The 25,454-nt window shown below is 66.5% G+C and carries 23 protein-coding genes and 1 riboswitch; of the genes, 7 read left to right on the top strand and 16 right to left on the bottom strand.

The window, feature by feature from the left end; all coding sequences use genetic code 11:
* Positions 1 to 117: 117 nt before the first annotated feature.
* The 3 genes from ABTY62_RS46275 to ABTY62_RS46265 all read right to left on the bottom strand — a co-directional run bounded on the left by ABTY62_RS46275 (position 118) and on the right by ABTY62_RS46265 (position 1,972).
* Positions 118 to 525, bottom strand: coding sequence for a hypothetical protein (locus ABTY62_RS46275; RefSeq protein ID WP_352135416.1), 408 nt, complete (start codon positions 523 to 525; stop codon positions 118 to 120).
* A gap of 212 nt (positions 526 to 737) precedes the next feature.
* Positions 738 to 1,274 (bottom strand): hypothetical protein, encoded by a 537-nt coding sequence (locus ABTY62_RS46270; protein WP_352135415.1) that lies wholly within the window; start codon positions 1,272 to 1,274, stop codon positions 738 to 740.
* Positions 1,275 to 1,528: 254 nt separating this feature from the next.
* A complete protein-coding gene (locus ABTY62_RS46265) occupies positions 1,529 to 1,972 on the bottom strand; it encodes a hypothetical protein (protein ID WP_352135414.1) in 444 nt (147 codons plus the stop codon).
* 442 nt (positions 1,973 to 2,414) lie between these two features.
* Between ABTY62_RS46265 and ABTY62_RS46260 the strand changes: the two genes are divergently transcribed.
* The 4 genes from ABTY62_RS46260 (at position 2,415) to ABTY62_RS46245 (ending at position 7,407) form a co-directional block, all read left to right on the top strand.
* Positions 2,415 to 3,194: a DUF6227 family protein gene (locus tag ABTY62_RS46260; protein WP_352135413.1), complete on the top strand. Its 780-nt coding sequence runs from the start codon at positions 2,415 to 2,417 to the stop codon at positions 3,192 to 3,194.
* Between the two features lie 224 nt (positions 3,195 to 3,418).
* Positions 3,419 to 4,666, top strand: coding sequence for a PP2C family protein-serine/threonine phosphatase (locus tag ABTY62_RS46255; RefSeq protein ID WP_352135412.1), 1,248 nt, complete (start codon positions 3,419 to 3,421; stop codon positions 4,664 to 4,666).
* Between the two features lie 286 nt (positions 4,667 to 4,952).
* Positions 4,953 to 5,079: riboswitch (cyclic di-AMP (ydaO/yuaA leader) on the top strand.
* An 11-nt stretch (positions 5,080 to 5,090) separates the two neighbouring features.
* Complete coding sequence (locus tag ABTY62_RS46250; protein WP_352135411.1) at positions 5,091 to 6,254, top strand: M23 family metallopeptidase; 1,164 nt, start codon at positions 5,091 to 5,093, stop codon at positions 6,252 to 6,254.
* A gap of 193 nt (positions 6,255 to 6,447) precedes the next feature.
* Entirely contained in the window at positions 6,448 to 7,407 is a 960-nt protein-coding gene (locus ABTY62_RS46245) for an aldo/keto reductase (protein ID WP_352135410.1), read from the top strand.
* Between the two features lie 73 nt (positions 7,408 to 7,480).
* Here the strand turns inward: ABTY62_RS46245 and ABTY62_RS46240 are convergent, their stop codons facing one another.
* Both ABTY62_RS46240 and ABTY62_RS46235 read right to left on the bottom strand, forming a co-directional pair.
* Complete coding sequence (locus ABTY62_RS46240) at positions 7,481 to 7,804, bottom strand: hypothetical protein (RefSeq protein WP_352135409.1); 324 nt, start codon at positions 7,802 to 7,804, stop codon at positions 7,481 to 7,483.
* A gap of 113 nt (positions 7,805 to 7,917) precedes the next feature.
* Positions 7,918 to 8,394, bottom strand: a complete 477-nt coding sequence (locus ABTY62_RS46235) for a hypothetical protein (protein WP_352135408.1) — start codon at positions 8,392 to 8,394, stop codon at positions 7,918 to 7,920.
* Between the two features lie 147 nt (positions 8,395 to 8,541).
* Here ABTY62_RS46235 and ABTY62_RS46230 point away from each other — a divergent pair, with 147 nt between their 5' ends.
* A complete protein-coding gene (locus ABTY62_RS46230) occupies positions 8,542 to 8,907 on the top strand; it encodes a hypothetical protein (RefSeq protein ID WP_352135407.1) in 366 nt (121 codons plus the stop codon).
* A gap of 5 nt (positions 8,908 to 8,912) precedes the next feature.
* On the opposite strand, the gene ABTY62_RS46225 is transcribed toward ABTY62_RS46230, so the two are convergent.
* Positions 8,913 to 9,131 carry a DUF397 domain-containing protein gene (locus ABTY62_RS46225; protein WP_352135406.1) on the bottom strand — a complete coding sequence of 73 codons (219 nt, stop codon included), beginning with the start codon at positions 9,129 to 9,131 and terminating at the stop codon, positions 8,913 to 8,915.
* Entirely contained in the window at positions 9,131 to 9,943 is an 813-nt protein-coding gene (locus ABTY62_RS46220; protein WP_352135405.1) for a helix-turn-helix domain-containing protein, read from the bottom strand. Before ABTY62_RS46220 ends, ABTY62_RS46225 begins: the two co-directional genes overlap by 1 nt.
* Positions 9,944 to 10,176: 233 nt before the next feature.
* Between ABTY62_RS46220 and ABTY62_RS46215 the strand changes: the two genes are divergently transcribed.
* Together ABTY62_RS46215 and ABTY62_RS46210 are read left to right on the top strand one after the other, a co-directional pair.
* Positions 10,177 to 10,827 carry an ATP-binding protein gene (locus ABTY62_RS46215; RefSeq protein ID WP_352135404.1) on the top strand — a complete coding sequence of 217 codons (651 nt, stop codon included), beginning with the start codon at positions 10,177 to 10,179 and terminating at the stop codon, positions 10,825 to 10,827.
* Between the two features lie 608 nt (positions 10,828 to 11,435).
* The gene (locus ABTY62_RS46210; RefSeq protein WP_352135403.1) at positions 11,436 to 12,611 is read left to right on the top strand and encodes a DNA cytosine methyltransferase; all 1,176 of its coding nucleotides are present in this window, start codon (positions 11,436 to 11,438) and stop codon (positions 12,609 to 12,611) included.
* Here ABTY62_RS46210 and ABTY62_RS46205 read toward each other — a convergent pair.
* The 9 genes from ABTY62_RS46205 to ABTY62_RS46165 all read right to left on the bottom strand — a co-directional run bounded on the left by ABTY62_RS46205 (position 12,546) and on the right by ABTY62_RS46165 (position 25,199).
* Positions 12,546 to 13,001: a very short patch repair endonuclease gene (locus ABTY62_RS46205; protein WP_352135419.1), complete on the bottom strand. Its 456-nt coding sequence runs from the start codon at positions 12,999 to 13,001 to the stop codon at positions 12,546 to 12,548. The two genes, ABTY62_RS46210 and ABTY62_RS46205, sit on opposite strands and share 66 nt — an antisense overlap.
* 68 nt (positions 13,002 to 13,069) lie before the next feature.
* On the bottom strand, positions 13,070 to 13,672 hold the full coding sequence (locus tag ABTY62_RS46200; protein WP_352135402.1) for a hypothetical protein: 603 nt from the start codon (positions 13,670 to 13,672) through the stop codon (positions 13,070 to 13,072).
* Between the two features lie 22 nt (positions 13,673 to 13,694).
* A complete protein-coding gene (locus ABTY62_RS46195; protein WP_352135401.1) occupies positions 13,695 to 15,476 on the bottom strand; it encodes a DEAD/DEAH box helicase family protein in 1,782 nt (593 codons plus the stop codon).
* Positions 15,473 to 18,001 (bottom strand): ATP-binding protein, encoded by a 2,529-nt coding sequence (locus ABTY62_RS46190; protein ID WP_352135400.1) that lies wholly within the window; start codon positions 17,999 to 18,001, stop codon positions 15,473 to 15,475. The genes ABTY62_RS46195 and ABTY62_RS46190 overlap by 4 nt, the downstream gene beginning before the upstream one ends.
* 101 nt (positions 18,002 to 18,102) lie before the next feature.
* Positions 18,103 to 19,509, bottom strand: coding sequence for a PIN-like domain-containing protein (locus ABTY62_RS46185; RefSeq protein WP_352135399.1), 1,407 nt, complete (start codon positions 19,507 to 19,509; stop codon positions 18,103 to 18,105).
* A 292-nt stretch (positions 19,510 to 19,801) separates the two neighbouring features.
* The gene (locus ABTY62_RS46180) at positions 19,802 to 21,265 is read right to left on the bottom strand and encodes a PrsW family intramembrane metalloprotease (RefSeq protein WP_502997659.1); all 1,464 of its coding nucleotides are present in this window, start codon (positions 21,263 to 21,265) and stop codon (positions 19,802 to 19,804) included.
* A 63-nt stretch (positions 21,266 to 21,328) separates the two neighbouring features.
* Positions 21,329 to 22,177, bottom strand: a complete 849-nt coding sequence (trmB, locus tag ABTY62_RS46175) for a tRNA (guanosine(46)-N7)-methyltransferase TrmB (protein ID WP_502997658.1) — start codon at positions 22,175 to 22,177, stop codon at positions 21,329 to 21,331.
* 130 nt (positions 22,178 to 22,307) lie between these two features.
* Entirely contained in the window at positions 22,308 to 23,513 is a 1,206-nt protein-coding gene (lhgD, locus tag ABTY62_RS46170; protein WP_352135398.1) for an L-2-hydroxyglutarate dehydrogenase, read from the bottom strand.
* A 252-nt stretch (positions 23,514 to 23,765) separates the two neighbouring features.
* On the bottom strand, positions 23,766 to 25,199 hold the full coding sequence (locus ABTY62_RS46165) for an NsdA family TPR-like regulatory protein (RefSeq protein ID WP_311729068.1): 1,434 nt from the start codon (positions 25,197 to 25,199) through the stop codon (positions 23,766 to 23,768).
* Between the last annotated feature and the right edge of the window lie 255 nt (positions 25,200 to 25,454).

Below are 25,454 nucleotides of genomic sequence, written 5' to 3'. Positions count from 1 at the left end.
GCCGTGCTGCCCGACACCGTGCGCCGCCGCGCCGGGTCCCGCCCGGGCGCGCCCGTTCGACCGGGAGGAGGGTGCCGCGGTCCCGCCTGGGCGGATCCCGCGGCACCCGCTACCGCATCAGTAGCCGTGGCCGCGGTGGTTCTTCTTGTTCTTCTTCTTGTGCTCGCGCCCCTCCTGCTGGACCGAGACGTTGGCGCACTTGCTGCCGATCTCCTGGTCGCCCGTCGGGGCCACGCCGGCGACGTTGGCGGTGATACCGGTGCGGGTGTCGCAGTCGTTGGCCTGGATCGCGGCACTGCCGTTGTTGACGTTGAGGCAGTCGGAGCCGATTTCCTGGTCACCGGTCGGCGCAAGGATACCGACGTTCGCGGTGATACCGGTGCTGGTGTCACACGAGTTGCTCTGAATGCCGCCGTGCGAGCCGAGCAGGGATCCGAAGCCGTGAGCGCTCGCGGCACCCGTGGTGCCGATGACCATCGCGCCGGCCGCTGCGGCCATGATAGCGGCCTTCTTGCCAATCTGCATTGGTTGGTGCCTCCATTTAGGTTCTCCGCGAATTCCGCAGACGCCTTAACAACGAAGGCATTTGGCGAAGGATCCGGGGCCGGTCGCAGCTTCACCCGTCCGCCGCAGTAAGGATATCTTCGCAGATTTTCCCGTCCGTCCCGCCCATATAAACGCGGCCCCCGGCGGGAGTTGTCCGCCGGGGGCCGTTGCGCGAGGCCGTCAGGAACTCTTCATCCGGAACGGCTCCCGTTCTTACGCTTGCCGTTCCCGTCTCCGTCTCCGGAGATGTTGGCGCAGTGGGTCTCGGTCGAGACCTTCGGCCCGGGGGCCAGCGGCGAGATCGTGATGGGCCCGATGGCGGAGTTGGTGTCGCACTTGTTGCTCTGCTTCAGCACTCCGCCGGTCTTGCTGACGTTGATGCAGTTGGTCCGCCTGGTGATATCGGACGACCCCGCGAGACCCAGGTTGATAGTGATGGGCCCGATGGCGGAGTTGGTCCGGCACCGGTTGCTCTGTTCCAGCACTCCCGACTCGCTGTGGTTGATGCAGTTGGTCTCGGTCGAGAGGTCTCCCGTCGGAGCCAGGCCGACGATCGAGATGGGCCCGAGTACGGAATTGGTGTCGCAGCGGTTTTTCTGGCTGCCGCCCCCGCCGGACGAGGGATGGGTGCCCGAGCCGTTTTCGGTGGCGTCGGCGGTGCCCGCGCCGCCGATGGCCAGCGCACCGACCGCGGCCAGAAGCAACGCAGTCCTCTTGCGCCTGTGCATACAGCCTCCAAATGGGTTCTCGACGGTTATCCGCGAACATGTGACCAACGAGGAGCGGTCGGCGATGGGTCTCCGGGCCGCCGCACCTCTACCCGTCCGGCGCATTAGAGACATCGTCAGTCTGCGCTGGCCGATTTCCTCTCGCAACGTCAAGGCGGCCCCGGACGAAGTGGTGTCCGGGGCCGCGATGTAAGCCAGAGGAGTGTTCACCCTGTTTTCCTCATCCGGGAGAACACAGTGAGCGTGGCATGGAATCAGCCGCCGTAGCCACCACGGCGCTCGTGGCCGGACTTCTCGTCGCGGTTCTCGCCGCGCTCCTCGCCCCGCTCCTCACCGCGCTCCTTGACGACGGACCTGGGCTGGGAAATGTTGGTGCAGCTGCTGCCGATCTTGTTGTCGCCGGTGGCGCCGAGGCCGGCGACGCCCGCGATCACGCCGCTGCTGGCGTCACAGTCGTTCTCCTGGAAGGCGACGCCGCCGCTGTTGACGTTGGTGCAGGCGCTGCCGATCTCGTTGTCGCCCGTCGGCGACGCGATGGCGATGTCGAGGATGAGGCCGCTGGAGGCGTCACAGTCATTGATCTGGACGCCGCCAATACCACCACCACCGCCGCCGTAGGCGGACGCGCCGCCCGCGCCAACGAGCACGATCGTGCCGGCGGCCGCAGCCAGGAGAGCTGCCTTCTTTACGATGTTCACTTAATTCCTCCCGGTGGGTGTCTGCCGCGGAATCGCGGACATCCACGTCAACGAAGTGAATCTGTAAAAGCTTCGGGCTGGCTTTCACCTTCACTCGTCCGGCATAATTAGTCCCTCCTTTGCCTCGCCCGCCTTGCGGCTTCAGTAAAAGAAATGGGCCGGTCGGAGCACAGGTGAGAGGTGGGGGCGGAGTCCTTTATGCGAAATGCGAAAGAGATCTCGTCAACCCCGTCCGGTAGCGGAATCCCCCCGTCCGGGTTGTTCGACGGGCCGAACGAGTGATATATCCGAGCATCCCGACGCAGGACTGAGTGAGGTACGGCCCACAGGCGGCTTCGCCCGAACCGCACGCGCGTCCTGTGTTCGCGCCGCTACGGTAAGTGCGCGAGGAAGTCGCCGGGGGGACGGCGAGCGGACGGCCGGGAGGCGGGAGGAGACAGACATGGGGCACTCACGAGCGGGCGCGGGTGGCGGCGGGCCTGCCGAGCATCTGGAAGGGCTTCTCGCCCGCGCGCAGAACGGCTTCGAGATCGACGAGGCGGTGCTGGGCCGGGCCCGCGACGCCCTGATGCACCAGTCCGAGCTGCGTTCCTGCCGGCAGTGCAACGAGCCCTCCGGCCCGCTCGGCTACAGCACCTACCGCCATATCTTCCTGCTCCCCGACGGCAGCAGCCTGCTGCTGTGGGAGCTAGAGCACAACACCGGCCAGGACCACCGTCCCCTCTTCGAGCTCTACGCCGACGAGGACGCCCTGGCCCTGGCCGAGCGCCGGGTGCACGAGCGCATCGGCGGCGCCCGCTGGGACGAGCTGGAGGGGTTACCGCTGTGGATGCCCGAGCAACTGCTGCACGCCGTCGCGCCGGTGGAGACCCCGCGCGCGTACGTGGCCGACAACTCGGCCGACCACGCCCGCCGCGTCCTGCGCCGCGCGGAGAACCCCGACCGCCCCGGAGCGGCCACCGAGCAGCTGCTCTCCACGGCGTTCGCCCATGACATCGCGCTGGCCCCGAAGCCGCGCCGCCGCTCCGGCGGCCCCGACGCCACCTGGTGCCGCTTCTACGAGCACGCGTTCCTCCTGGCCGGCGGGGACGAGATCGTGCTGTGGGAGCTGGAGCACAACCTGACCGCCGACGGGCGGCTGGTGTGCGAGGTGTATCTCGACGAGGTCTCCGCCGAGCTGGCGGCGGACCGCCATGCCCGGGCGCTCGGCGTCGATCTCTGACACACCGTCCCCTACCGGCGCGTCGCTTCCCACGCCTTCCGGCTCGGGGGCCCCGGAACTCTCCGGGGCCCTCCTGAGCCTCCCCTGGCCTCCCCGGCCTTCTCCCGCGCACCCACCTGGCCGACACCGACTCGCCCGCCGCCCCGCCGACCGGGAGCCTGGTGGGACGGCATAAGAGGACCAGAGGAAGCCAAGGGAAGCCCAGGGGAAAGCGAGAGCGACCGGTGCGGGTGCGAGGGAGCAGGGCTCGTACGGGCGCCCGTACGAGCCCGCTCAAGGGACGGCGTACAAGGCGGCGTACGAGACCGCGTACAGGCCCGCGCGCACCCCGGCGCGGGGAACCACGCGCGGACGGGCCCCGCGCGGGCGACGAGGCGCCCGGGGGCGCCTCAGGCCGCCGCTTCGCGCCCTGGCTCCCCGGCATCCTCATCGCGGGCGGGATCGTCTTCGACCTCGGCACCCCGCCCCAGTACAGCGCCGCCCCCTTCCTCGCCGCCGCCCCGCTCGTGGCCGCTCCGTTCTACTCGCCGCGGCTGACGGCCGTCACCGCGGCGGTCGCGGTCACCGCCGCCTGCCTGCTGGCCGAGTTCCACGGCGTCCGGGACTGGGCCCAGGCGGCCACCGAGATCGCCACCGTCGTGACGGTCGCCCTGCTGGCCCTCCTCACCAACCACGTCATCAGCCGCGGCGGCCGGCGGCTGGCCTCGGCGCGCGGCATCGCGGAGGCGGCCCAGCGCGCCGTCCTGCCCGCACCGCCCGCCCGCCTCGCCAGCCTGGACGTCGCGGCCCGCTATGTGGCCGCGGAGCGCGACGCCGCGATCGGCGGCGACCTCTACGCGGTGCAGGACACCCCGCACGGCGTACGGATGCTCATCGGCGACGTACGGGGCAAGGGGCTGGGGGCGGTCGAGGTGGTCGCGATCACCATCGGCGCCTTCCGGGAGGCCGCCGAGCAGGAGGCGACCCTGGAGGGGCTCGCGCTGCGCCTGGAGCGGGCGTTGCAGCGGGAGCGGGCCCGGCGGGGCGACATCGAGCAGTCCGAGGGGTTCATCACGGCGGTGCTCGCCGAGATCCCCCGCGGCGACTCCCTCCTCCGCCTCATCAACCGCGGCCACCCGGCGCCTCTCCTGCTGCGCGCCGACGGCTCGGTGTGCAGCCCCGAGCCCGAAGTACCGGCGCTGCCGCTGGGCATGGGCGACCTGGGGGCGTGGCCGGACCGGGTGGAGGAGCTGCCGTTCGCGGAAGGGGTGACCCTGCTGCTGTTCACCGACGGCGTGAGCGAGGCGCGCGACGCGCGGGGCGTGTTCTACGACCCGGCGGTCCGGCTGCGCGGCCTCGGCTTCGCCGGACCGGTGGAGCTGCTCGACGCGCTGGTCGCGGACGTGGAGCGGCACACGGGCGGCGGGACCACGGACGACATGGCGCTGCTGGCGCTGCGCCGCTCCCCGGTGACACCCGGCACCGCGCTTTAACACGCTCCGTAGCGGACCATGATCATTACGGATAACGATTGACGCACGATCAGCGCGAGGGCGTTTCCGGGTGTGCTCGGGCGGCCGCCGACTCGCCCCCATCTGTCCTATGTTCGGCGTTAAGTTCACCTCAAAGGTTCCTCTGATTCCCGGGAACGGCTTGGAATCAGGTCACGCCTTCTATTAACGTTCGATAACGCAGCGCGGTCGTCACAACCGCCGCAAGAGGCGGCACCGCGCGCCGTCGCCGAATCCCGCACGCACGGCAGCACCCAGCAGCAGAGCGACAACAGCAACACCAAGGGAACCGGGGAACCACCAACCTTGGGGTGAATCGGGTCGAACCTGACCCGTAGGAGACCTTCCTGCTCCGAACCCGTCAGCTAACCCGGTAGGCGAGAGGGAAGGAAAGGAGTGCGCCCGCGTGGCGTCCAACAGGTCTGCCCTTGAAGAAGCTCCGACCCGCCCGTCCGGTGTCGACACCGGAACCGGGACCGCGGTCCGCTACGGCTCCTGGTTCGAACCGGCCGCCAAGGCGGGGGCCGACCAGGACACCGAGACCTGGGAGGAGTGGAATCCCACCGAGGAGTCCATAGCCCCCGTACGCGGCAAGCACCGCGTCCCCAAGCAGCGCGGCGGCACCATGGCCCGCAGCGGCGCCGTCCTCGGCGTCGGCGTGATCGCGGCGGTCGGCGCCGGCGGGATGGCGACCGCCAAGGACCGCCCCAAGGCCCCCATATCCATGCCGGACCTGGCGCACGTCGCCGGCCAGGTGCAGGACGCCCTCCCCGACGCCAAGGACCTGCCCGGCATCGGCGCGCTGTTCTCCGACTCCGGTTCCGACTCCGACGGCTCCACCACCGCCACCCCCCTCTCCACGGCCGGCCTGACCTCCGAGGACGAGCAGAACGGCGCGACCGACGCCGGCGAGGCGCTGCGCGCCCGCATCCTCCAGCAGGCCGAGAACCAGCAGAACGCCGCCGACGAGTCGCAGCGCGACGCCGCGGCCGACGCCGCCGCCAAGCAGGCCGCCGAGAAGGCCGCCGCCGCTGCCAAGAAGGCCTCCGACGCGGAGGCGAAGCGGAAGGCCGAGGCCGAGGCCAAGAAGAAGGCCGCCGAGGCCGAGGCCAAGCGGAAGGCGGAGGAGGCGGCCAAGAAGAAGGCCGAGGCCGAGCGCCTGGCGAAGCTCGCCGCCCAGTACACCCTCCCCGTCGCCTCGTACACCCTGACCGCGTCGTTCGGCCAGGCCGGCGACATGTGGTCGGCCGACCACACCGGCCAGGACTTCGCCGCCCCGACCGGCACCCCGGTCAAGGCGGTCCACGGCGGCACCATCACCTCGGCCGGGTGGGCCGGTTCGTACGGCTACCGCATCGTGCTCAAGCTGAACGACGGCACCGAGATCTGGTACTGCCACCTGTCGTCGATGGTCCGTACGTCGGGCTCGGTGACGACGGGCGAGGTCATCGGCCGCGTCGGCGCCACGGGCAATGTGACCGGCCCGCACCTCCACCTGGAGGTCCGCCCGGGCGGCGGCAGCCCGATCAACCCGATGCCCTGGCTCCGCGACCACGGCCTGAACCCGTGACCGCCGCGCTCCCGTCCCCGCAGGCCCTATAGACCCGTCCGACCCGTCCGACCGGTCCGACCGGTCCGGCCCCCGCACCCCGGCGGCCTTGGCGCTCTCTCCCCCCTTGACGCCAAGGTCGCCGGTTTTTTCGCGAGGGTGAACTCGCTCAGGGATGGGAATACGCCCTTCCGCCACCGCGCTGAAATAACGCATGGCTGACAACAAGCAGACCGACAACCGCAAGCAGCTCGGCGACCTGTCCGTGTTCCCCCTGTCACTCGGCGGGAACGTCTTCGGCTGGACGGCGGACGAGGCCGAGTCCTTCGCCGTGCTCGACGCCTACGTGGCGGGGGGCGGCAACTTCATCGACACCGCGGACGTCTACTCCGCGTGGGTGCCGGGCAACTCGGGCGGGGAGTCCGAGACCATCCTCGGCAACTGGTTCGCCTCCCGGGGCAACCGCGCCGACATCGTCCTCGCGACCAAGGTGGGGGCCGGCGTCCCGACCCCCCGCGGCCTGTCCGCCGCGGCGATCAAGACGGGCGTCGACGAGTCCCTGAAGCGTCTGCGCACTGACTACATCGACCTTTACTACACGCATTACGACGACACCTCGGTGCCGGTGGAGGAGATCATCTCCACGCTGGACGAGCTGGTGAAGGCGGGCAAGGTCCGCGAGATCGCGGCCTCCAACATCTCCGCCGAGCGCCTCGAGGCGTCCCTGGACTTCTCGGCGAAGGAGGGCCTGGCCCGCTACGTCGCCCTCCAGCCGCACTACAACCTGGTCTCCCGCGACACCTTCGAGGGCCCGCTCGCCGATGTCGCCGCCCGCCACGGCGTGGCGACCGTCCCGTACTACGCCCTCGCGTCCGGCTTCCTCACCGGCAAGTACCGCCCCGGCGCCAAGGTCGACAGCGCCCGGGCCGAGGGCGCGGCCAAGTACCTGGACACCGAGCGCGGCCAGAAGGTCCTCGCCGCCCTCGACGACGTGGCGGCCAACCACGGCGCCCAGCACGCGACGGTCGCCCTGGCCTGGCTCGCGGCCCAGCCGACGGTCGTGGCCCCGATCGCGAGCGCGCGTACGGTGGACCAGCTGCCGGCGCTGCTGGCGGTGGCGGAGCTGAAGCTGACGGAGGAGGAGCTGGCGCTGCTGACGTCGGCGTCGGAGTAAGGCTGCGGCTTCCGCAGAGCACAAACGGCGGGGAGACCGTGACGCCTCCCCGCCGCACACGCCTTTGCTCTCCTCAGGACTGAGCGGCCGCCCCGACATTCCGCCGATCGGCGGCGGCCCAGGACGCGGCGGCGACCCCGCCGGCCACGGTGAGGACGGACGGCCAGGCACCCAGCTTCTTGGCCAGCGGATGCGACCCGGCGAAGGCCGCCACGTACAGCCCGCTCAGCGCCGCGGCCGTCCCGGTCCCCGCCTTCTGCCGCCACCCACGCGCGGCCACCACCCCGGCCGCCGCCAGGGCCACCCCGCCCAGCTGCCGCTTCTTGGTCCAGCGCGCGACCCCGTACCCGCCGACGAGCCCGCCCGCGGCCACCACACCTGCCGGAATTCCGGCCATGACCTCTTACCTCCACTGTGAGGGTCCAGTGCCTCGACCCTATGCCTGGCGCGGCGGCCGTACGCGCCGACGAGGTCATGATCAAGCACCGACTCCGCAACAGCTCCGGGCCACTACCTCCCCACGCGCCAACTGAGCACGGCGTGCGGCCCGCTCCCCCCGGACAGCCTGGTGCCGAACGCCCCGCCGCCGTCCGTGCTGAAGCTGTTCATCCCGCTGTACGGAACGCCGAAGGTCAGCCTGGTCGCGTGCCCGTTGCGCCAGCGCGCGTCACAGTTCTTCGCCGTGTACTCGACACTGCCCGCGACCCCCCGGAGCGACCCCGCCCGGGACCGCGCCGTGAACCCGCCGACCTGCCCCTTGCCCAGGGTCGCCGAGGGCCGCTTGACGAATCTCCCCGCCGTCAGCCCGTAGTCGGTGCGCACCAGCCGACACCCCGACGCATTGTGCATACGCACCTCGAACCGGCGGCCCCTCGCCTCCTCCCGCCCCCCTTCACCGACCGCCGCCGCGGACCCGCAGACGGCGGCCGACACCCCGACCACCGCCCCGGTCACCACAGCTGCGGCCCAGCGCGTCAGTGTCCTCATGGCGGCCTCCTCATCTCACAGGTGCCACCACGATGCCGACCCCCGCCGAACCCTCACCGGACCGACACGACCCCCTGCCCCGCATGGCGGTCAGTGGGCGACGGCCCGCACCCCGTATGTCGTTTCATCTGCCCCTACGCTCGACGCATGGGCGTATCCCTCTATTACCAGGCGTGCCGACCGACGCTTCCGCTGACCGAAGCCGAGGGAGCCGAGGTGGCGCGCATCGCCGTCACCCGCCAGGCGACCTTCCCCTATGAGGACGAGGAGACCCTGTACCTCTACGAAAACGACGGCTACGAGCCGGGCGAGATCCTGGCCGGATCCACCAAGATGCCCCACGACCCGGACCGACTCATGCCGGTGCTCGCCCACCTGCTCGACTCCGTGACCGAGCTGCGCCGGGCTCTGCCGGATGCCGAATGGCGGGTGCACATGGATGACCTGGATGTCCCGTGGGACGAGGACGAGGGCTACGCATCTTCTCTGCTGTACGAGCCGCCACTGTCCTAGCCGCCCTAGCCGAGCTGGACGCCACCCGCCGCCTGCCCGCGACGCACGGCCGCGACGAAGTCCCCCCAGGCGCAAGCCGAGAACGCGAGCACGGCCCTCTCCGGATCCTTGGAGTCCCGTACGGCAGTTCCACCGCTCGCCAGATCGGCGATCTCGACGCAGTTTCCTCCGCTTCCATTGCTGTAGCTGCTCTTCCGCCACTGGAGGGGCGATATATCTGTCATCAACGGACTCCTTGTGCCGCTTTTCTGATTAGGTCACTCGACCGCTGAGGACTCAAGGACAGAGCACGTAGATTGTCAAACGCCTTGCCGTAGAGAGCAATCTCTTCTGGACGCTCCAGGTACACGGCGTCTGTCAGGCCGTCGCGGTACACCATGTCGGGGTCTTCCTGTTCCGGGAACCCCAGGATCGTGAACGCACCAACGGCGGGGTAGCTGCCGGCGTCGAACGGCAGCACCTGGATCGTGACGTTCTTCAACTGAGCGACTTCCAGCATGTGCTCAAGCTGCGCGCGCATGATCGTGGCACTGCCGATGGTGTGCCGCACCACGCTTTCGTGCACGATCGCCCAGAGGTCGAGTGGTGCCGCGTTCGTCAGGAGGGTCTGCCGCTCCATCCGCACGGTGATCATGTGCTCTGCATCGTCGGGGCCCTGGGCAGGTGTGGTGAGGTGGAGTTCCCGTGCGTAGTCGGCCGTCTGAAGCAGGCCGGGCACGAACTCGCACTCGTACGTCCGCAGCCCAGCGGCGGCCTGCTCCAGCCCGACGTAGACCGAAAACCATGAGGGCACGGCGTTGCCGTACGCATGCCACCACCCGCGCGTCTTGGACTGCTTGGCGAGTTCTTTGAGCAGTTCGCGGAGCTCGTCGGACGTTCCGTAGAAACGGCAGAGGGCATCGATGTCGGATGGCTGTACGCGGCCCTGGCCGGTTTCCAGGCGGTTGACCTTGGAGCCGCTCCAGTCCAGCTCCTTGCCCACCTGGTTGCAGGTGAGCTGGTGTTCTTCGCGAAGCTTCTTGAGCTCGATGGCCAAGCGGCGGCGTCGGGCAGTAGGCGATCCGGGCACATGAACTCCTCGTGTGGAAAGGGACGTTCAGTCTTGTCGGGCGGGCCGGAGCCCGTCAGTCACCCATTCGAGCGAATCCCTTCGTGCACATTGCACAGCGGGATGCGCGGTGCAATGCTCTCACACGTAGTAACCAAGAGGCACTGGTTGATCGCAACACGTGATCGCCGCAAGGCGACGAGACCGTGAGGAGTTGAGAGATGGCCATCGAGCACTGCATGCCGAGGAAGGCCTGGCACCTTCCCTTCCTGGCGGAACCCGATGAAGTCCCCGCCCTGCGCCGCAGCATGCGGACGCACCTCACGCGCTGGGGCCTGCCGGACCTCATCGACGCGGCGCTGATCTGCGTCAGCGAGCTCGTCACGAACGTCATCGTCCACGTCGGTGCCGGCACCCCCGCGACGATGGCCGTCTCCATGAACGGCAGCTACCTGCGCATCGAGATCCACGACCCGGACCGCCGCGCCCTGCCCACACTCCTGGGCGCGACGACCACGTCCGAGTCGGGCCGGGGGCTGGCGATGGTCACAGCGGTATCGGACCGATGGGGCGTGATGCCGACCGACGCCGGCAAGACCACCTGGTGCGAGATCGCCTCGGCGCTGTGCGGGGACGATACCCACCTGGACGGGCCTCAAGTTCACCGCGCGGACGCTCTGCTCACTCTTTACGGTGGGTCGGCATCTCGTACGGGATCCTCGCCGCAACTCGGACGCGCCCTCGCGGAAGAGGCGGCGATCGCCCTGATCGCAGACCTTCTCCACTGGTTCCGCGCGCACGGCCAGGACCCGGACACGGCCCTGGACCGCGCTCAGGTGCACTTCGAAGCCGAATCGGGGACAGTCGGTTGACCGCTCTTCCCTACGCTGCTGTCGCGTCGACCAGCCTTGCCGACATGGCAGCCGAGTGAGGGGCCTGTCAGGGACTCACGGGCAAGGGGTTAGGCGCAAACTAGCCCTGGCGCTTGGTCGGGGACGGTCGCCACATCCAGCGCGTGACGATTCGGCGACTTGCGTCGGCGGCGGGCCAATCGTGGCCCTGGCACGGAAAGTGATCCAGAACCACGATGGAGCAGTTACCGACAGTCTGCGCTCCGGTCAAAGATCCAATGCCATGCGCTTCGAATAGAATCTTGATCCGGCAAGTTGAGTGTGTCGATACACCGGGACGGGATTGGGCAGAGAAGTGTGAGGATTTCTGTGCATTCGTCACCCTCGTGCAGCTTGAGCGGTCGACCCTCGTCGGTACCTGCTCAGGTCAGTGCATGCCTGCACCGCGCTCGTGTGGCACAGCACATGGGCCATATCGTATGGATGCGCTCGGAGTGGCGGGCGGCTCGTCGAGCAGGTCGGAGCGAGCCCCCGTCGCTGATGAGAGGCCGTTGTCAGTGGGGTCTGTCACCCTCTGTGAGGGTGGACTACAAGGTGTCCACTCATAGGTAAGTCTGGAAGGAGGGTGCATGACCCGCACTGAGCCCAAGTTCACCTCGGTGGAGATCTGTGCCGGAGCAGGTGGCCAGGCCGTCGGTTTGCACTTGGCTGATTTTCAACATCGCGCGCTCATCGAGATCGACGAACATGCGTGCGCCACCCTCGCCCTCAACGTGAAGGGACAAGGCTGGACAGGGTGCGAAGTCATGAAGGAAGACCTGACTGAACTAGTGCCCTCTGACTTGCGAGAGCGACTAGGCCTCGAGAAAGGACAGTTGGACCTGCTGGCAGGAGGAGTCCCGTGCCCGCCATTCTCTGCAGCTGGCAAACAGCTCGGGGAAGATGACGAGCGGGATCTTTTTCCAGCGATGCTGAACCTCGTTGACGAAATTCTACCGAAGGCGGTAATGATCGAGAACGTGCGAGGTTTGCTTTCTCCGCCGAAAAAATTCCAGTCATATCGAGACAAGATTGAGGGTCGTTTGAAGAGAGCTGGGTACGAGATCTGTGAGTGGGGCTTGCTGGAAGCCTGGCACTACGGTGTCCCACAGTTGAGGCCCAGAGCGATTCTAGTTGCCATGCGGCCGGAATATGTCCCATATTTCGTGTGGCCTGGACCCGATGATGAAGCAGTGAAGAAGATTCCAAGAGTCACAGTCGGAGAAGCGCTCGAGAAGACCATGCGGGACCGTTTCGATGCGAGTGGCAGTCCATTGGCGGATGCCGCCTTCAAGAAATGGTACGAGCAGGCTGTAATGGATATTGCGCCAACTCTGGTGGGAGGATCAAAAAAGCACGGGGGTGCTGACCTAGGGCCCACTCGCGCAAAAAAGGCGTGGGCGAAGCTCGGTGTTGACGGACTGGGTGTAGCAAATGATCCGGCGAAGCTTAAAGACCCATTGCGAGATCTCTACGGAGATCTTGGGCCTAAACTCACGGTCCGCCAGGCAGCGATTATCCAAGGCTTCCCTGAATATTGGGAATTTACGGGTGGGAAGACAGCGGCCTATCGTCAAGTAGGCAATGCATTTCCACCCCCCGTTGCTAAGGCAGTGGGCGATAGGATTGCGGCGGCGTTGAGGAAAGAAAAAATCCCGACCGCAGAGGCTGCACAAGGCATTGTCTCGGTACCGGCTCAGTCAATTCCGCCCAAGGCGGAGTCTGGATACCGTACCAGCGATCTTGAGAGCGCACGCCTCTGGTGACTCGTGCTCCCAGAAACGTAGCACGGTCCACCCGGCCTCGATGAGGCGTAGATCAGTGTCACGGTCCCGGGCGATGTTCTTTGCCACCTTGGCTGACCAATAACCATGATTGGTTTTCGGAGGAACATAGTGTTCGGGGCAGCCATGCCAGTAGCAGCCATCGATAAAGACCGCGACCTTCGCCGGCCGGAATACCATGTCTGCTGTCCGACGAAGATCTGGGAGCGGCTGGGTACACACGCGATACCGAAGGCCTTGAGCATGCACAAGTCGACGGACGAGTTTCTCAGGCTTCGTATCTCGGCTTCGGATTGCCTGCATGTTCCGCCTGTTGGCTGCGGACGAGGCCCACGAACCTTGCGGTGCTATCCAGGGAGTTTCTTGTGACATATTCAGGGCCTCACGGGCATTCATATACCGGAGTTCGAGGCAGGAGTGCAGAGATGGCTTAAATGACTCTAGTCATGAGTTGAATCGACCTTGGCCATGAGCTGATCGCGCTCGTTCTTGGGTATGCTCCTGTCGCGTTGAATATTGTTTTTTACAATAGATGGGATCATGTTGAAATCGAGTTCAAGCGAGCGGAGAATGTAGACGTCAGCGCCGTTTTCCTTGTTCGCATCGATGTCGAAGCCGAGCTCACGAAGTTCTCGTGTACGCCGCTCGGTGTGAACGGAGTCTGCCGTCACTGTTCTTAAGAGTGGTGCAGGTACCGATTTGCCCTGCCGTTGGAGAAGTACACTGAAGAGTTCTTCATGAGTCCTGCTAGCGTAGGGCACCTTCAAGTACCTCTCCGGTATATTCCCTCCGTAGCGCCTCGTGACCTCGTCGGCCAACTGGCCGCGTAGGTGATGGAATTCTGGACATTCGCTGGGAAGATGCATTCGCATTCGCGCTTGCATCGCCTCGGCTAGCACAGGCTTCGCATACAAGTAGGCATCGAACAGATTCTGAGGCGACTGCCCAGCTTCAACTTGGGCCAGGAGGGCCTTGAGGGCGTGAATTGTGTCGGCCTGCAGCCGGTGCCAGTCTGCCTCTGGGTTTGGCCTGCTCACGGGCATGGTTCTGTACCTGCCTATCGTTCTATTGCTTGGCGACCAGGGTGAGTGCTTCCTCTGGAGGATAACGCAGGATGTGGGTGTCTTCGCCCGCATTTTCGACGGCGGCCAGGTCGCCGAGCCATTCACGCAGGAACTGGGCCCCCTGCTGGTCCTCCTGGTTGGCCCGCATGAAGCTGACCTTGCCGCCGATGCGTACGCGAGGGTCGGCCCCGGCGGCCCCAGGGTTAAGGGCGTCTTGAAGGTCTAGGCCGGCGGCGAATCGCCTAATGTCGGAGACGAAGTCCAAGACGATTACACGGTCCTTACCAGCTGAGAGGCGCAGACCGCGGCCAAGCTGCTGAACGAAGATGCGGCGGCTGTGCGTGACGCGTTGGAACACAACGATATTGACGTCAGGAACATCGACACCCTCATTGAGGATATCTACGGCACACAGGACCCCCGTTCGTCCGTCGGCGAAGTCCCACAGGATGCGGTTGCGTGTGGCCGAGCGCACGGCTTTGCCATCATAGGTTCGTGACGAGATTGTCTCGGCACTGGTGAAGCCCAAGGCATTGATGCGAGCTGCCATTCGCTCCGCGTGGTCAATGGTTCCGCAGAAAACAATGCCTCGTGGCTGTTTCTGCTCGCGCCACGCTTCGGCAAGGCGCTCAACGACGGCGTCATCCCATTCTTCAATGAACAGGGTACGATTGATGCCACGGGGGCTGAGTGCGGGTGCACCGCGAGGATGTCCAGACTTAGACATTCCCGCTGTCAGGGCCTTCCAGTCGATGTTATCTGTGTACATACGATAGTCGACGTTAGCTAGATAGCCCTCACGCAGGCCGCGGACGATGTCGATATCCATGATGGGATAGTCAAACCACCGACGGAGCGATTTTCCATCAGGGCGCCACGGGGTAGCTGTCAGGCCCACGAGGAATGCTCCTCCGTCACCTGCGGACAACTCACCGAGGACGGTTTCGTACGTACGGATACCCAGATGATGGCACTCATCAACGATGACGAGTCTAAAGTCGGGTAGTGAGCGCCCCGCTGAGATGGCTCCGGCAACGCTGTCAACACAGGCGAACACAATATCAAGGTCGGCTAGGGCGTCGGCGTCTGGGCGCTCATGGCCATTCCATATTCCTGTAGCCGTGGCGGCGGGAAGCATAGGCCAGAAGGCCCGCTCAAGTTGATAGACGAGTTCGTTTCGATGTGCGAGGACCAGGCATTTTGCCTCAGGTCGGGATGCCCTGAAACGTCGGTAGAATTCGGCTGCTACGAATGTCTTGCCTAGGCCTGTCGCCAGAACTACGAGGGCACTCCGGGTGCCGTTGATTAGCTCGCCCATCAGCCGAGTGACGGCTGTCTCCTGGTATGAACGCAGTTGGTACTTTTCCGGGTCTCGAACGGAGAGAGCTTCAGGTGAGACAAGTCCCGCCTGCCGAAGCATCGCCCGTCGATCCCACAGCTGCAGAGGCAATCCTTCTGCCATTAGCTGCTGCTGCTGGGCATGGACGGCAGGTTCGAAGCCACTCAGACTAACAACAACAGGGATATCGGCGTCATAGCGTCGACAGGCCGCAATCGTCTCGGCAATGACTTCAGGACCGACACGGTTGCGCCAGCGTTTGACCTGGAATAGCCAACGGCGGCCGGCCAGTGTGCCGATGACGTCTGCGCCTCCGTCCCCGGAAGATCCGGCGTGCTGGACGCCCGTGTACCCCCGGGCGAGGAGAAGGCGCTGGACTGTGCGCTCCAACGCTTGCCAACCTGTGCCACTGAGCTGGAGGTCGGTCACGATGCGTTGGCTCATGACAGCCTATCGTTGAGGAAATCGGCTGCAGCACGGGCACGGACAATCAATAGGCGCTCGGGCTGTTCGTAACGAAGGTACGAGGCACAGTCTTCGAGACAGCGCAGATACTTCATCTGCAACTCATCTTGGAGCTTCCGAGCTACTATGGCTCCGGCCTCGGACTCTTTAGGCCAGGGGTCGCGCCAGACCTTGCCATCGAACCAGCCACTCGGGTAGCGGTTGAAGAATGCTGCTAGTGTATCGCGGTCACAGAATCGGAGATATCCGCCAGCACCTTTTAGGCGTTTGAGCTCACTGAGCTCCACACCGGACTTAATCATGGCCTCAGCCATAGATTGTTGCTGCGGTTCGTTGAGATTGTCATAGAAGTCCTCAGCGTGAGGAGCATCTACGACTCTGTCTCGAATTGTAGTGAACAGCTCTCTGATATCGCTCCGGACGGTGTCAGGGTTCACCGCGATAGAGTCTCCCCATCCTTCCTTGAGAAGGGCGGTTGTGAGCGAGGCGATGGTGTGACCATACCGACCTCTGAGGTTCGCGTGCAGGGCATGCAGATACTGGGCTGCCTCAGTTGCGATCAGATACTCAGGCCTTATTCCCATCCCGGTAAATGACGCGTGAGTCAGGTCAATGTAAACTGTGAGACGCCCAGGCTTAGAAGTAGTGATCAGAGGGACGGTGGCTTGTCCATATACGGCAGTGATCGGTCGGTGTACAGCATGAACTGTGATGTCCAGTGGGTCAGTGGACTTACCGTTGACGAGGGTAATTGATAGATGCGAAGCGCTTAGTGCGGGTTGTGTCTCCGAGACGCTGGCCAATGCATCGGGGTCGGCAGGATGAGGAGCCCCTTCCGCGCTTCCGCACGTGCGACATCGTTCCGCGCCGGCCTTGTTTCCTGTTTCACAAAAGGCGCACGACCATGGACTCTCCACCTCTGGGAGTTGTGAGGTGCCACAGAAGTTGCAGGAGACCGCAGAGCGAGGGATTTGTTGATGGCAATCCTCATTCACACAGGCCCTGCCGTCGAAGACATGCCCGCAACCGCTGGCGCAGTACTCCGCATCGTGACTATTTTGAAACCCGCAATCAGGGCACTCAGGTAGTTCCTCGATGGGAGGTTCGTTGGCAGTTTCGACGAGTTCCCACCACTTGGTATCATCGTAGTACCCTGGGATGCGGTTCAGGAAATTATCGTAATATTCTCGTTCGAGATCGCGGGAGACGCGCTCGGCCTTTCCTTTTGCGGCGTTGAACTGTCCCATGTACATGTGACCGCGACCGATATTTCGCACGCGGCGGTACCCCTGGAACAGCCGGGAAACGGGGCTGTCATTCCGCTCGTCGCCCTCACGTCTGCTCGGTTGCAGCGCGCCTCCGCGCAGGAATTTCATGGCAGCTTGCCATTCGGGTGTGTTGCGCTGAAAATCCTGTTTCTGGAAATCTACTGGGACCTGGTCTAGGTGTACTTCGCCGACAATGCGACCGTATTGTTGGTCCATAGGGTATTCACGTTCGAGGCGTCCTGTGTCCTCATCTGCATAGTCAAAGAACGCCGATTTCTCGTCGGCCCTGATGGTGCGTCCGTTTCGGATCAGGTCAATACCGTATTGGTTGGCATCGTCGAACCTTTGGATGCCAACCCATCCTCGCACGCGCTGCGGGACTTCGCGGCTTTCGCTGCCCCTGCAGCGGGGACAGACATCGGAAGCGCCGAAATCGGCGCCGTCATTGAGGCAACGCCGCGAGCGGTCCACGATCTCGTCGAATTCGATCCGTGCTGGGATCTTGCCGTACGATGCATGTTCAACGAATCGCAACGCATCCCATACGCAATGCTCGTATGGCTCGCAACGCGTGCCATTAACGCTAATCCGCACTGCGTCCGCAGATTTACTCTTCAGGAGCGTTGCGTATCGCCTTCCGACGCTGTCGCGGAGTCTTTTCTTCGGCATCTTGGCGAGGTCGCGAACGAATCCGCTATTGGCATCACCTTCAGGCCACCAACCGCGGATTTCTACAACAGTTCCGTGCTCTAGCCCTTGTGGTTTTTCGACTTGCTCGGCGGTGACCTCGAAGGCCTTCTCTTCGATCAACCTGGGAAGATCCAAGACCACTTGAATCGCATGGTGATCGGCGCGACGCGCAGAGATGACCCTGGTCACGCGGCCGAGCTTGCCTGTCGCGATGTTGAAACCCATGCCGAACAGGCCCAGAGTGTCGTAGTGGTTCTTGTCGCTGAAACCGGCTCGCATGGCGTCAGCGATCTGTTCTTCGGTAAGGCCGGGGCCCGTGTCGCGCACCCGGATTAGACCTTCTCCGCGATTCACCTCAGCCGGGCCGGGAACGTCGATCAGTACCTGGCGGACTGGGGAGGCTTCGCCTGCGGTTTGTGCACTTCGGAAGGAGTCGATCGCGTTGTCGATCAACTCACTCAATGCGTCAAGTGGCTTGATGGGTGTTCGAGTGAGGGCGACAAGCACCTGAGGCGTCGGAGTGATATCGAGAAGCTTGTGAGCCATCGGTCGTCTGTCCCGTCCCTCTTCTTCCCTCGGTCTACCTACAGAAGGGTAGTGCGGACGATGCTGTTGTGGGTCTCCTCAGCCGCGCTGCTGACGTTGAGTCACGTGTCCTGGGCCGACAAGTCAGCTTGCTGTGCGGCCAGCCTCTGCAGGATCAAGCGATCTGCTTCTGGCGTAGCTCTGATGACCTGGACGAACCATGGCGCGATCCACGATGACGTCCGATACGGCCACTCTCCCTGAAGCAGCACTTCACCTGGCTCCCAGTACGGGGCTGGCGGCAGGGCTGACCGGGAGGCGGCCGGTAGGAGCACGCTCAGTTCGTCGTCCGTGGGGTTGCGACGACCGAGCTCTGCCGTGACGCCGATCAGCCACCACTGGAACATCCTCTGTGACGAGGAGGCGATGGCCTCACGTGTTGCGGCCGTGGTGAGCCCCGCAGCACGGTAGGCAGCCAACGCAAGGTCTTGAGGAGGGTCGAACTGCCCTGCCTCGTACTCAGTTAGAACCTGTTTTTCGGCTCGGTCTGCAGCGCGATCGATCTCTTCATACGTTGCCTCTGTGATCTCTGCATCCAAGTAGTGCCTGATTCCCTGGAAGAACTGCTGTGGTGTCTCGATGCACAGCTCGGCTCCGGAGCGCATGCGCAGCTCGTCGGCGAGCATTGGCCAGGGACGTGGGCCGCGGCCGGGTTCCGCTGCCTCGTACCAGTCTTCTTTTACATCGCGAGATACAAACAGCACTCGTCCGGGCGTATTTGGTTCCTGCGCTCTCTCGATGATCTCTTCCCAAAGCAGATAGTCCCCTGCTGACTTGAGTGGCGTTCCTTTGCCGGCGTCCGAGAAGCCCGGGGGTATCTGGTTTGGGAACCGGTAGGAAGTGGCGTCCTCGACACGTTGCCGAACGGTGCGAGGGTCAGGTGGTGTGGCTATCTGGCTGCCGAACAGTTCGGCCACTCGTGGCAATACCGGGTCGTCAGTGCCAACAGATGACAGGGCCAAGTCATGTTCGCGCTTGAGCGTTTGTACGTGTTCAAGGAGCGTTGTGCGCCAAGGGGCAAGCAGGCTATCGATGGCCTGGTTGGTGATCTCCGTGCCTAGGGCGGTTCCAGCCTCGGTGTCCTGCGCGTACCTAAGTAGGAGCGATTGAACAAGGTCACGCGCCGCAAGTACCGCCTGGCGAGCCTCCATTAACTTGCGGTTCACCGTTGCCGGAGCTTCTTGGAGCGCCCTCACTCGGGCATCGAGCACTCGATGACGCCCCCGGATGAACTCTAGGCCAACCTGATAGGGAAGCCATAGACGGTCCTTCACCTGTTCCAGGGCATTGAGGACTTGGTTTCTAGCACTCGGAGTGTATTCATAGAGGTTTAGCAACACATTGGTATCAAGTACGACGAGCCCATCAGCGAAGAACCTCGACCGCTCGGTGTCGTTGGTGGTGGTCCCCGCTCCCAGCCAGTCTCGGTACTGACGGATCAGTGGTAGGTCGCTAGGCTCTTCTGCCACTGTCCGTATCCTCCTTGACGCCGATGTCGAGTACATCGTTTCGCCGACGGAGTGAGCTGGTCAAGGTGTTGCAGGTATCTTGATGGAGCACTGCTGCGGAAGAGCGGATCCGGAAACACTGCAGAGGCCCTTGCCTACATGAGTGGGTTTCGGCGATGTCGCCTCGCGGCGCGGTTTTGGACCTATCTTCAGTCCGTAGGCGATCTGACGATACGACGCCCGTTCGTTACAGGCAGCAGGTTGAACCTTCAAGGTGCGGGAGGAAGGCGCCTGCGCCGCCGGGGGTGTCAGGTTACGGCTGACCCTGCGGGTACGGCGGCTGCTGGGCCGGGGGCCACGCGGGGTAGCCGTAGGGGCCGGGTGGGGCGTAGGTGGTCTGGGGGGAGTGCCAGTACGGCGGGGGCACCATGCCCGGGTGTGGGCCGGGGAGTGGGCGGCGGGGGAGGGGGACCGAGAGGGCCGCGTGGGCGAGGGCCGGTTGGGCGGTTTCCCGGTGTTGCCAGAGGCGGTCCAGGAGCTCGCGCTCGCGGGTGGTGAAGTCGGGGCCCGCCGTGCCGAGGTAGGCGCGGTGGCGGAGGAAGGCGAGTGAGGTGGCGGTCGCGGTGTAGTCGGCGACGACGCGGGCGGCGGCCGGGCCCTGGGCGCGGCGGGCGAGGTCGCGGGCGATGCCTCGGGCGCGCATGGAGGAGAGGGCTATGGGCTCGGGCGGGGTGAGCCAGCCGGCGGCCTGGTAGGCGGGGAGCTGGGCGCGTATGGTGCGCAGCTGGTTGTTGCGGGACCAGATGACCAGCCAGATCAGCAGGCCGAAGACGGGGACCATGAAGAGGGCGTAGACGGCGAGGAAGCCGTAGCCGCCGAAGGTGGCGGAGCCGTTCCAGAGGCCGTGCAGGACCATGGCGCCCAGCAGGGCGGCGATGGGGACGAGGACGCGGCGCGCCCGCTGGTGCTGGGCGGCCGCGGCGGCTATGCCGAAGCCGATGCCGGTGGCGGCGGTGAAGAGGGGGTGGGCGAAGGGGGACATCACCGCGCGGATGAAGAAGGTCGCGGCGGTGGTGGAGCGGATGCCGGAGTAGCCGAACTCCTGGTCGCTGACGAAGGCCGTGCCGAGGTAGAGGATGTTCTCGGTGAAGGCGAAGCCGGTGGCGGTGATTCCGGCGATGACGACGCCGTCGACTATCCCGTTGAAGTCGCGGCGCCGGAACAGGAAGAGGAGCAGGACGGCGGCGGCCTTGGCGCTCTCCTCGACGACGGGGGCGACGAAGGTGGCGCCCCAGGTGTCGGCGTCGGCCTGGCCGGAGGGGGTGGAGTCGGCGACGGTGGTCATGAGCCACTCGGTGGCGAAGCCGTTCGCGATGAGGGCGACGAGGGTCGCGGCGCAGGCGCCCCAGGCGAAGGCGAAGATCAGGTTCCGTACGGGCTCGGGTTCGACGCGGTCCATCCAGCGGAACGCGGCGATGAGCAGCGGTACGGGCAGGGTGGCCAGGCCCAGGCCGACCAGGAAGCCCTCGGTGCCGGTCTGCTCGCGGACCAGCGCCAGGATGACCAGCCCGGAGAGGGAGAGCAGAACGACCAGTGCCGTGGCGCGCAGGGACTTGTTGTCCCACAGCGCGCTCAGCCGGTCGCCCCAGGAGTTGCGGCGCGGTGGGTACGGCCAGCCTCCGGCCGGCGGCGCGGACGCGGGGTCGGTCCACGGCTGCTGTCCGTATGTCGTGGCCGGTGGGCCGGGCTGCTGGTGCGGGGGCGGGGGCTGGTGCACCTGACGACCCTAACGAACGACGGAAAGGCGGACCGGAGGATTATGCCCAGGCGCTAAAGGGCGCTATGTGTTGTTGCGGCGGAAGATCAGATCCTGGACGACATGGCCCTTCTCCAGGCCCTGGCCCTCGAACTTGGTCAGCGGGCGGAAGTCCGGGCGCGGGCTGTAGCCGCCGTCGGGCTGGGTGTTCTCGAAGTGCGGGTCGGCGGTGAGGACCTCGAGCATCTGCTCGGCGTACGGCTCCCAGTCGGTCGCGCAGTGCAGCAGCGCGCCGGGGCGCAGCCGGGTGGCGACGAGGGCGATGAACTCGGGCTGGATGAGGCGGCGCTTGTGGTGCCGCTTCTTGGGCCAGGGGTCCGGGAAGTAGACGCGCAGCCCGGAGAGGGAGGCGGGCGCCAGCATCTCGCGCAGCAGGATGATCGCGTCGCCGTTGGCCACCCGGATGTTGGAAAGATTCTTCCGCTCCGCGAGAGCGAGCAGATTGCCCTGGCCGGGGGTGTGGACATCGGCGGCCAATATGCCGGTGCCCGGGGCGGCGGCCGCCATCTGGGCGGTGGCCTCGCCCATGCCGAAGCCGATCTCCAGGACGACCGGCAGGTCCGGGTCGCCGAACAGCTCGCCGAGGTCGAGGCGGGAGAGGCCGTCGATGTCCAGGCCCCACTGCCCCCACAGGCGGCGCAGCGCATCGCCCTGGCCGAGGGTCACCCGGCCGCGGCGGGGGCGGAAGGAGCGGATGCGGCGCTCGTGGTGCGAGCCGGCGGGGTCGGCCACGGGGCCGCCGGGGAACATCGGCTCGGAGCGACGGTCGCGCGGGGGCGGCAGCGTGCGCTCGGCTCGGGGCTCGGCGGCGGTGTGGTTCTCGGCGACGTGGTTCTCGGCTACGTGGCTCTGGGCGGCGTTGTTCTCGGACACAGTGCTTCGATTCTACGGGCCGGGGCGGTACGGCCCCGGGGCGCGGGGTTCTCGGGACGGGCCGGGGGCCCGAGCCGGTCGCCGAGGCCGTCAGGGGACCGGGCCCAGGGCTCGCGGCCGGTGTCCGGTGTCAGAGGTGCTCCAGCACCCGCTGCGCGACCTCCCGGCCGATGGGCAGGGACGCCGTCGCCGCGGGCGAGGGCGCGTTGAGCACATGGACGACGCGGGGGGACTCCTTGATCAGGAAGTCGTCCACCAGCGTGCCGTCGGGCAGCACCGCCTGGGCGCGCACGCCCGCCGGGGCCGGTATCAGGTCGTCGGCCGTGACATCCGGGAGCAGCCGGCGGACGGCGTCGGTGAAGGCGCGCTTGGACAGCGAGCGGCGCAGCTCCCCCGCCCCGTAACGCCAGTGGCGGCGGGCTATCTGCCAGGAGCCGGGGTACGCCAGCGTCCCGGCCAGCTCGCGCGGGTGGACCGTGTGCCAGGCGTAGCCCTCCCGGGCGAGGGCGGGCACCGCGTTGGGCCCGATGTGGACGGTGCCGTCGACGCCGCGGGTCAGATGGACGCCGAGGAAGGGGAACGCCGGATCGGGGACGGGGTAGACCAGGCCGCGCACCAGGGAGGCGCGCGAGGGGACCAGCTCGTAGTACTCGCCGCGGAAGGGGACGATCCGCATGCCCGGGTCGTCGCCCGCCAGCCGGGCGACGCGGTCGCAGTGCAGACCCGCGCAGTTGACCAGGGCCCTGGCCCGCAGCACCGACCCGTCGGCCAGACGGACCGCGACCGCCGAGGGGCGCCGCCCGATGGCGCGCACCGCCGCTCCGTAACGCACCGACGCCCCGGCGTCGCGCGCGAGGCGGGCCAGCCGGGCCGCCACGCCCTTGAAGTCGCAGATGCCCGTCGTGCCCACATGGATGGCGGCCAGGCCGCGCACCCATGGTTCGTACTCCGCGAGCTGGGCGGGGCCGAGCTCGCGCACCGGGATCCCGTTCTCCCGGCCGCGCTGGACGAGGGCGTGCAGCCGGGGCAGCTCCCCGCGCTCCGTCGCCACGATGAGCTTGCCGGTCACCTCATGGGCGATGCCGTGCTCGGCGCAGAACTTGACCATCTCCGCCGCGCCCTGGGCGGCGAACCGCGCCTTCAGCGATCCCGGGCGGTAGTAGATGCCGCTGTGGATCACGCCGCTGTTCCGCCCGGTCTGGTGGCGGGCGGGACCGGCCTCCTTCTCCAGGACGGTCACGCGGGTGCCGGGCGCGGCGCGCGTGATCGCATACGCCGTCGACAGGCCGACGATCCCGCCCCCGACTACCAGCACATCGCAGTCCAGCGCTTTCACGTCACATCACCTCCCCGCACCACGCACAGTCCACTCACTCGACCGTCGAGTAACTATCATGACCCGCGCCACTGACAACCATCCGAAACCCCGGTCATCGGCGACAGGGCACCCGGACGCCCGGCCGGGGTCAGGTGATCATGCCACCAGAGCCGGAGCCGGGGCCGGGCCGGTCCCAGGGCGGCCCACAGAGCGGCTCCCAGGGACCGGACTCCGAACCGGACTCGGAACCGGGGCCGAGGCCGCCGGCCGTCATGCCGGCGCCATCAGCAGCGGCCGCGCCCGCTCCCGCAGTTCGGCCACGCGCGGCTCGTCCCGGTACGCCTCCAGACGGTGCATCAGGTCCCGCACGTACTCGGTGGTGCGCGCCGACGAGATGCGGTTGGCGACCTCGACGGCACGGGCGCCCGCCGCGCACGCCGCGTCCAGATTGCCGGACTCCAGTTCGGCCACGGCGGACACGACGAGCCGCAGCCCATGGGAGCGGACGAACTCCTCGGTCGGTCTGGCCAGCGCCTGCTCGGTGAACCGCCGCACCTGGCGCGGCAGTCTGAGGTCGCGGTAGCACTCGGCGGCGTCGGCGGCGAACCGCTCGTGCGAGTAGAAGTCCAGCCAGGACGGGTCGGGGTCGCCCGACCGGGACCGCTCGAGCCAGCCCTCGGCGGACTTCAGCGCCGCGCCGCAGGCCGGCCCGTCCCCGGCCTTGGCCTGGGCGCGGGCCTCGACGAGACGGAAGAAGCTCATGGTGCGCGCGGTGGCCAGGCCGCGGTTGCGCTCCACGGCGGCCTGGGCGAGGTCCACGCCATCGTCGGCGAAGCCTCTGTAGGTGGCCTGAAGGCTCATGGAGGCCAGCACATAGCCGCCCAGGGGGACGTCGGCCGCGGCGCGCGCGAGCCGCAGCGCCTGGATGTAGTAGCGCTGGGCGGCCTCCTGCTGGCCGGTGTCGAAGGCCATCCACCCGGCGAGCCGGGTCAGTTCGGCGGTGGCGCCGAACAGAGAGCGGCCGACCTCGTCGCTGTACGAGCCGAGCAGCAGCGGCGCCGCGTCGACCCGCAGACACTCGGGCACCATCGACGAACGCCAGTCGCCGCCGCCGTACTTGGAGTCCCAGCGGCGCGCGTCCTCGGCGGCCTCGCGCAGCTTGGTGACGTCGCTATGGCCGACGCGCTGCGCTAAACCGTCCAGACCGGCGCTGCTCTCGGCGTCCTTGGGCTCGCGCGCGACCGACGGGTCGGCCGGGGTTATGAGCCAGCGTGACGCCGGGGTGGCATATGCGCTGACCGCGAAGGATCCGGCCAGACTCTGCCAAATCCCGCCGCCTCCGCGCCGACCCGCCAGATCCAGCCGGTAGAGCTCGGTCGCCGAGCGCACGGCCTGAGCGATGTCGCGCGGGAAGGCGAGACCGACCTCGGGCGCCGGATCGGCGTCGGCGAGCCCGATCTCATGGAGTGGTACGGGCCGCCCGAGTTTGCTCCCGATCGCGGCCGCAATCAGATGGGGCGCGGCGCCTTGGGGCACCATGCCCTTCGAGACCCAGCGGGCCACGGATGTCTTGTCGTAGCGAAGCGTCAGGCCACGCTGGGCTCCGAGGTCGTTGACTCTGCGCGCCAGCCCAGCATTGCTGATCCCCGCGAGGGCGAGAACGGTGCCGAGCTTCTCGTTCGGCCCGCGTGGCTCTCTGGTCATGCGTACCCCTCGACAGCGCGGACGGCCGCCCCGGCATAGGCACGGGGCATTCGTAAACCCAGCGTAGTTCGCCGCATCCCGACCGTTAAGAGGTGGTGTCCCGGATGGCGAGATTCTTGTACGAACGGGCGTGCGGAGCGTGGTACGTGCTCCTGTTGTGTGTGGCTGTGCGCCCGTCCGTGCGCTCTGTCTCAGGGTTCGCGAGGACGTTTCGATGGGTCCTGCGTGGGTCGGCCCGCTGGACGGAATCCAGTG

The organism is Streptomyces sp. NPDC097640, from assembly GCF_040302705.1.
Classification (GTDB): Bacteria; Actinomycetota; Actinomycetes; order Streptomycetales; family Streptomycetaceae; genus Streptomyces.
The sequence above is the reverse complement of the archived record's forward strand: the minus strand, read 5'-3'. Positions and strand labels throughout refer to the sequence as shown.